Annotated in this window: 8 protein-coding genes; 7 read left to right on the top strand and 1 reads right to left on the bottom strand. The window is 75.1% G+C overall.

Translation table 11 applies throughout. The annotated features are described in order from the left end of the window. The 3 genes from I59_RS02600 to I59_RS02585 all read left to right on the top strand — a co-directional run. Positions 1-250: sterol carrier protein domain-containing protein (locus I59_RS02600; protein WP_187289774.1), on the top strand; the 250-nt coding region annotated here is incomplete at its 5' end. A 146-nt stretch (positions 251-396) separates the two neighbouring features. After that, entirely contained in the window at positions 397-807 is a 411-nt protein-coding gene (locus I59_RS02595; RefSeq protein WP_148286050.1) for a DUF2087 domain-containing protein, read from the top strand. Positions 808-1,255: 448 nt separating this feature from the next. Then, positions 1,256-2,008: a GNAT family N-acetyltransferase gene (locus tag I59_RS02585; protein WP_261976495.1), complete on the top strand. Its 753-nt coding sequence runs from the start codon at positions 1,256-1,258 to the stop codon at positions 2,006-2,008. A 93-nt stretch (positions 2,009-2,101) separates the two neighbouring features. On the opposite strand, the gene I59_RS20555 is transcribed toward I59_RS02585, so the two are convergent. Further along, positions 2,102-3,703 (bottom strand): family 20 glycosylhydrolase, encoded by a 1,602-nt coding sequence (locus I59_RS20555; protein WP_022902539.1) that lies wholly within the window; start codon positions 3,701-3,703, stop codon positions 2,102-2,104. Positions 3,704-3,797: 94 nt separating this feature from the next. On the opposite strand from I59_RS20555, the gene I59_RS22525 reads away from it, so the two are divergent. From I59_RS22525 to I59_RS18960, 4 genes are all read left to right on the top strand, one after another. Continuing rightward, a complete protein-coding gene (locus I59_RS22525; protein ID WP_022902538.1) occupies positions 3,798-4,532 on the top strand; it encodes a DUF4129 domain-containing protein in 735 nt (244 codons plus the stop codon). Between the two features lie 163 nt (positions 4,533-4,695). After that, positions 4,696-5,175 (top strand): hypothetical protein, encoded by a 480-nt coding sequence (locus tag I59_RS02565; RefSeq protein ID WP_022902536.1) that lies wholly within the window; start codon positions 4,696-4,698, stop codon positions 5,173-5,175. Continuing rightward, positions 5,172-6,305, top strand: a complete 1,134-nt coding sequence (locus I59_RS02560) for a MoxR family ATPase (protein ID WP_022902535.1) — start codon at positions 5,172-5,174, stop codon at positions 6,303-6,305. Before I59_RS02565 ends, I59_RS02560 begins: the two co-directional genes overlap by 4 nt. Then, a partial coding sequence (locus tag I59_RS18960) for a hypothetical protein (protein ID WP_042726388.1) occupies positions 6,302-6,617 on the top strand: 316 nt, incomplete at its 3' end. The genes I59_RS02560 and I59_RS18960, both read left to right, overlap by 4 nt.

Raw genomic sequence — 6,617 nt, 5'->3', positions numbered from 1 at the left:
CGCCACCGGCACCTACCGGCTTGACGTGGTCGACGGTCGCGGAACCGTCACGCGCACGGACGACTCCCCCGTCGACGACGCGGACGTCCGACTCGACGTCGCCGACCTCGGTGCGCTGCTCATCGGGTCGGTGTCGCCCGTGACGCTCGCCGCCGCCGGACTCGTGCGCGCCGCCGACCCCGCCGCGGTCACCCTGCTCCGCGCGATGCTCCTGCCCGCCCGGACGCCGCACGGCATCACGTACTTCTGATGGCCAGCGGAGCGTCTCCGGCCAGGCCCTCCGATGGGCGGGCGGCCGGGCTGTCCGACGGGCGGGCGGCCGGGCCATCCGACGGGCGGGCGGCCGGGCCCTCCGACGTCGCTCGGGCGGTGGCGCGGGCGCGGCAGGCGGTGGCCGTGCTCGCGAGTCCGACGCTCCGCTCCGCGGTCGTCGGCGACGGCGTGCTCGACGACCGGACCCGAACCGCGGTCGACGCCTTCGACTGGGTCGACGAGGACGGCCCCGACCGCGCGCTGCTCGGTTCGACCGCGCGGACGCTGCAGCTGCTGCAGGCACCCGCGGCCGCGCTCGAGTTCGACCGCATCGGACGCATGCCGCACGCCGAGGCCGAACGGGTCCCGCTGTCGCTGCGGATCGTCGGGATCGTGGGTGACCGCCTCGGGCGGGACCGCCCGGTCAGCGAACCGGTGCTGAACGCCGCCATCGCGATGTTCGCCGAGGACGTCGCGGTCGTCCGGCGTGACGCGGTCGACCACGGGCTGCTCGAGCGGACGGACGACGGGGCGGCGTACCGGTTCGCGCGCTAGGCGTCATCGTGCAGGGCGAACGGTGGCCGCCGCGTCCGGTTGCGCTGCGCAGCTTGAACCGTTTCACCGGATCCGCAACGACCCTGCAGAGACGAGGTCGGAAGGCCAGAACGGATGCGCACGATCGTGTTCACCAGCACCCACGCCCGAGCACACGCGCAGCAGCCCGCGCTCGTGGACCTGCTCTCGGCAGGACTCGCGGCGGCCGCGGGGCCGGCACGGGATGGAGCGCCCGACTCCCGATCGACCTACCGACGATTCATGCCCGTGGAGAGCCTCCGACCGTCAGTCGGCGGCGGCAAGCACAGGGCTCGACCCGCCGAGCGCTCGCCGAGCGGGGGGCCGGCAGGCCCGCGTCCGTCGTCACGCGCCCCTCGTGCCGGAACCCAGGCCGCCGGAACAGCCGAGGTGCCGCCTCGTTGCGGGCGTCGGTCATCGTGGTGACTCGGTGCGCAGTCTGCTGACGGAACAGGGCGTCGACGAGGTGACCCAGTGCCTCCAGGCCGGTGACCACGACTGGAACCGCGCGACGGCCGGATCACGGCGGTACGCCGTGAAGGCCGTCCGGTCGGCGGCGCCGAGCGGGGCGAGGACGAAACGGTCCGTCAGCAGCGGGAGGTCGAGCACGGTCGGCACGCTCCTGGACCATACTGCTCGGATGGGACGGGCGAGGGGGACGCAGGAGCACGACGGGCTCCGCTCCGAGCGGCTGCGGCTCCGGCCGTGGACCGTCGCGGACGCCGCGTTCCGCCGTCGGCTCTGGGCGGAACGCGACCCTCGTGTGCCGGCGGGTCGGCGTCTGACAGCGGACGGCAGCCCCTCGCTCGCGGACATGGAGGCCTGGATCCTCGGCTACGAGCCGGAGCCGACGCCGGGCCTCCTCGTCGTGGAACTGGTCGAGGACGAGGCCCCGATCGGGTACTGCGGCCTGGTGCGGAACAGCGTCGGCCGGTCCGGGGACCCCGAGCTGGCGTTCGAGTTCCTCCGGACGTCCTGGGGCCACGGGTACGCGACCGAGGCCGCCCGAGCGGTCGTCGCCCGGGCCGCGGAGGTCGGCCACGAACACCTGGTCGCGACGGTGCGTGAGTGGAACACTGCGTCGCTCACCGTGCTCGGCAAGCTGGGGTTCGTCGACACCGGCGAACGCGAGCACGACCCCGTGCACGGCGACTCCCTCCTGCTCCGGGCGCGGCTCCGCTGAGCCGACGGGTGCGGCTCCGTTGAGCCGACGGGTGCGGCTCCGCTGAGCCGACGGTCGACACGGAACGCGGGACGCGGCCCGCGGGACGCTGGGCTACCTGTTCGCGGTCTCGATCATCGCGATGACGTGCGGCGCAGTCCACCGCAGCAGGGCTCCGGACGGTGGAGCCGCCAGGTCCTCGCCCCAGACCGCGACGGCGGCGCCCGACATCGGCCCGGCGAGGCGCGCACCGGAGTCACCGTCCCAGGACCGCAACGACCAGTTCGCGCGGAGGTCGGCCACCGTGTAGGCGCTGTCGGCCTCGTCGAGGTCGGTCGGCACTTCGTAGAGGTAGTACGAGTCGTAGTTGAGGAGGTTGGTGCCCGCGGCGTACAGGTCGCTCGCCTTCGCGCGGCGCTGTCGGCGTTCCCGGCGTTCGGCGGGGTCCTCGGTGTCGCCGTCGAAGCTCCAGTAGGTGACGCGGATGCGCGGGTCGAGGCGCGCGATCGCGGCGCGGTCGATGCCGTCGTTCCACGCCCAGACCTCGCGGTCGCCCAGGTCCGCCGCCACGGCGTTCATCCACGCGACACGGCCGTTCGCGCTGACGTCCCCGCCCCACTCGTCGCCGCCGATGTGCACGGCCGTGCTCGACGGGAAGGTCTGCTCGACCTCCGCGTACAGGCTCGCGGCCAGCGCTGCGGCGGCCGGCGCGGTGGTGTCGAGTTCGCTCTCGCCCGCACGGATCCGATCGACCCACTGCGCACCGTGCCGCGCCTCGAGCAGGGCGAACGCGGCGGCCATGTGGCCGGGGGTGTCGACCTCCGGCACGATCGCGATGCCGCGCTGGTTCGCGTGGTCGGCGACGGTCCGCGCCTGGGCGACGCTGAGGAACGGGCGTCCGGTCACCCGGCTCGTCCAGACGCCGTCGTGGAGGTCGGCGTCCGCGAGCGTCTGACCGAGCACGTCGCTCTCGATGCCGACGTTCTGGTCGTCGGTGAGGTGCAGGTGGAGGAACCGCCCGCCGTGGTCCGCGAGGAGGTCCACGTACTGCTCGAGGAGCTGCACCGGGTAGTAGGCGCGCGCGACGTCGAGCATCAGCCCGGTCTCGGGACGGGCCCGGGGAGTGCGGGCGGTCGGGACGGTCGCGATCGACGAGCGGCACCCGGTCGCGGTGTACGCACCGGTGCAGGCGAGGACGGTGTACTTCCCGGCGGGGGCGCGGGAGGGCGCCGTGCGCGTCGACCGGACCGTCGTGCTGGCCCCGGGCGCGAGCGAACGCACCGCGACGCGACCGAGCGTGTACTTCCCGGAGCCGGCGGCGAGGTACAGCCAGGCGTCGAGTGCCGGCTTCCGCACGGAGGACGTGTTCTTCACCGTGAGCGCTGTGGTGACCCGAGTGCGGGTCGAGGTCACGGTGCTGTGCGCGGTGACCTTGGTGACCGCGAGCCTCGGGGCGGTGGACGTGCCGGCGGTCGCGGCAGCGCGGGCCGACGACGCAGCGACCGTGGCGCCCGCGGTACCGGCAGCGCGGACTGACGACGCAGCGACCGTGCCGCTCGAGGTCCCGGTCGCGCTGGCGGGCGACCCGGCGGCCGCACCGGCCACGACCACGCCGCCGACCCACACCGCGACCACGAGCCCGATGGCGACGGAACGCCGCACCCGGCGCCGCACCCGCGACCCGGCAGGTCCGGCCGACCCGTCCTGTTCGTCCACTCCCAGTCCCACGGCACTCCCCCGATCAGCCTCGATCGTACCGGCAGCGACGGCACCCCTGTGGCGCGGGCTCGCCGCGGGGTAGCGTGACGCCATGGCCAACGACGACGGACCGCCTCGCCGCGGCATCCCGGTCGTCCCGGTCGTCACCTTCGTCCTCGGCACCCTCGTCGTCGTCGCTGCGGGCCTCGGCGCGCGACCGGTCCTGACGGGTGCCCGGTGGTCCCCCGCCGTCGGCGTGGCCACCGTGGCCCCGGAGCAGCCGCCCGCGTCGGTGCCCGCCACCGACGAGCCGCAACGGTTCGGCGCACAGGCAACGCAGCACGTCGACGTCACGTGGCTCCTCCCCGTCCTGGCGCTGGTCGTCCTCGTCGCCGCGGTCCTCGTGGTGCTCCACTTCCTCCGGAACCGGAACCGCCGCGACCGCCTCGGACCGATCGACGTCGGCACGCTCGCAGCGGACGTGCTGTCCGAGCCCTCCACCGCGGTCGGACTGCAGCGGATCCGGCGCGGGATCGATCGCGCGCTCGCGGTGCTCGCCGAACCCCGCGACCCCTCGGACGCCGTCACCGCGGCGTGGCTCGGACTGCAGGAGTCCGCGGACGACGCCGGCTTCCGTCGAGGGCCGGCGGAGACCCCGACGGAGTTCACCACGCGCATCCTCCGGCAGCTCGACGTCGACGAGACCGCCCTCGGCACCCTGCGCCGGTGCTACCTCGCGGTGCGGTTCGGTGGCGTCCCCGCCACCGCCGCCGACGTCGACGCGGTGCGTGCCGCGCTCCGGACGCTGCAGCGGCAGTGGGCCGCCGTCCCGACGGGTCGGCCGTGAACCCCCGCGCCACCGTCGGCGTGGTCGTGTCCGCCGCGGTCGCGGCGGCCGTCGTGTGGTTCTTCGGGGTCGGCGTCGTCAATTCCTTCCCGTGGGGGGGTTTGTTGCCGCCTTCGGCCTGACCTGAACCGCGATCCGTGACGGGGTCCCCGCGACATGCCCCGTGCCTCCCGTCCGGTCCGCACCCGGCGCCCGACGGGAGCTGTCCGAGACCGCGTGGGCGCTGCGGTCGCGCGGCGGTGTGCCGGAGCGGGCGCTGGCCCGCGCCCGCGCGGTCGCCCGGCACCGACTCCGGACGCTGCACCGTCTCGACCTCGACGAGCCGCACGACCGGGACGCGGCCGAAGCGCTCATGCCGGCCGCGGTCGTCACGGTCCTGCTGCGTGAACGGGGGCCCGAGCTCGACCTCGCGACGTTCGCGAACGTCCTCGGGGCAGTCGAAGCACTCGACGACACGGACAGCCGGACCCCCGGACGCGCCGCGGCCGAGACCGGCGACGACGCGAGCGTCCGGCCCCCCGGACGCGCCGCGGCCGAGACCGGCGACGACTCGAGTGTCCGGACCCCCAGCCGTCCCACCGATCCGAGCGTCCGGACCAGCAGCTGTCCCACCGACCCGACCGCGACCGAGAGGCAGCCGTGACCGCGACACCACCCGAGGCCCTGCCCCCGCTGACCGTCACCGACGTCGCCGCCCGGGCGCAGGAGGTCCTCGACACCGTCGGTGCCGTCGTCGTCGGGATGCGGGAGCCGCTCGCCCTGGCCTTCGCGAGCATCCTCGCCGGGGGCCACGTCCTGTTCGAGGACGTCCCCGGGCTCGGCAAGACCCTCGCGGCCCGGAGCCTCGCCGCCGCCTGCGGCCTCGACTTCCGGCGACTCCAGTGCACCCCCGACCTGCTCCCCGCCGACATCACCGGCTCGTTCGTCTACGCGCCGGCCACCGCCGAGTTCGTCTTCCGACCGGGCCCCGTCTTCACCGGGATGTTCCTCGCCGACGAGATCAACCGCACGTCTCCGAAGACGCAGTCGGCGCTGCTCGAGGCGATGGCGGAGGGGCAGGTCACCGTCGAGGGCGAGGGCTTCCCGCTCCCCCGCCCGTTCCACGTCGTCGCGACCTCCAACCCGATCGAGTACGAGGGCACGTACGCGCTCCCGGAAGCCCAGCTCGACCGCTTCATGGTCCGGCTGTCGGTCGGGTACCCGTCGCGCGAAAGCGAGCAGCGCGTGCTCCTCAACCGCGTCGGCCGGCGGCACGAGGTCGCCGAGGTCCCGGCGGTCATCGACGGCTCCGACCTGCTGCGGATGCAGGCGAACGTCGAGGGCGTGCACGTCGACGAGGACATCGCGCTGTACTGCGTCGACCTCGCGAGCGCGACACGGGCGCACCGTGACGTCCAGGTCGGCGCGTCGCCGCGCGGCGCGCAGGCGCTCATGCTCGTCGGTCGGGCGCGGGCGGTGATGGACGGACGCGACTTCGTCACGCCGGAGGACGTCAAGACCGCGGCGGTGGCGGTGCTCGCGCACCGGGTCTCGTTGACGCCGCAGGCGTGGGCGAACGGGGTGGACCCTGCGCAGATCGTGCGGGGCATCGTGGCGCAGGTGGCGGGACCGCCGGTGGTGGGCGCGGGCGGCGGTCGCGGTGGGTCGCCCGCGGGCGGCGGTCCGGGTGCGTCGGGCGCGGGCGGCGGTCGCGGTGGGTCGCCCGCGTCCGCCGGTCGCGGGCTTTCCGGCGTTCCCGGCGTTCCCGGCGTTCCCGGCCTGGAGGCGCGGTGAGCGTCCCCGACACGTCTCACGCCCGGTCCGGGGCCGGCTCCGACACCGCGCCGGTCTGGGTCCGCAACCCCGCCCTCGTGTTCGGGCTCGCCGCGGGGGTGTTCCTCGCCGGCCTCGGCCTCATCGCGGGGCGGCCGGAGCTCGCGGTCGTCGCGCTCCCCGCCCTCGTGACGGCCGGCTTCGGCGCACGTGGCCGCCGTTCCGGGCTGGGGATCGGCGGCGGAGCGCCCGTGCGGACGACGACCGAGCTCGCACCGTCCGACTCGGGCCGCGGGGTCGGGTACCGGACCGAGGTCACGGCGACGACCCCGC

It is taken from the genome of Curtobacterium sp. B8 (assembly GCF_000333315.1).
In the GTDB taxonomy this organism is placed as follows: Bacteria; Actinomycetota; Actinomycetes; order Actinomycetales; family Microbacteriaceae; genus Curtobacterium; species Curtobacterium luteum.
The sequence above is the reverse complement of the archived record's forward strand: the minus strand, read 5'-3'. Positions and strand labels throughout refer to the sequence as shown.

What these genes read in the sequence shown, in the direction of transcription:
- I59_RS22525 (WP_022902538.1), top strand. Translation starts at nt 3,798, where the DNA reads ATGGCCAACGACGACGGACCGCCTCGCCGCGGCATCCCGGTCGTCCCG.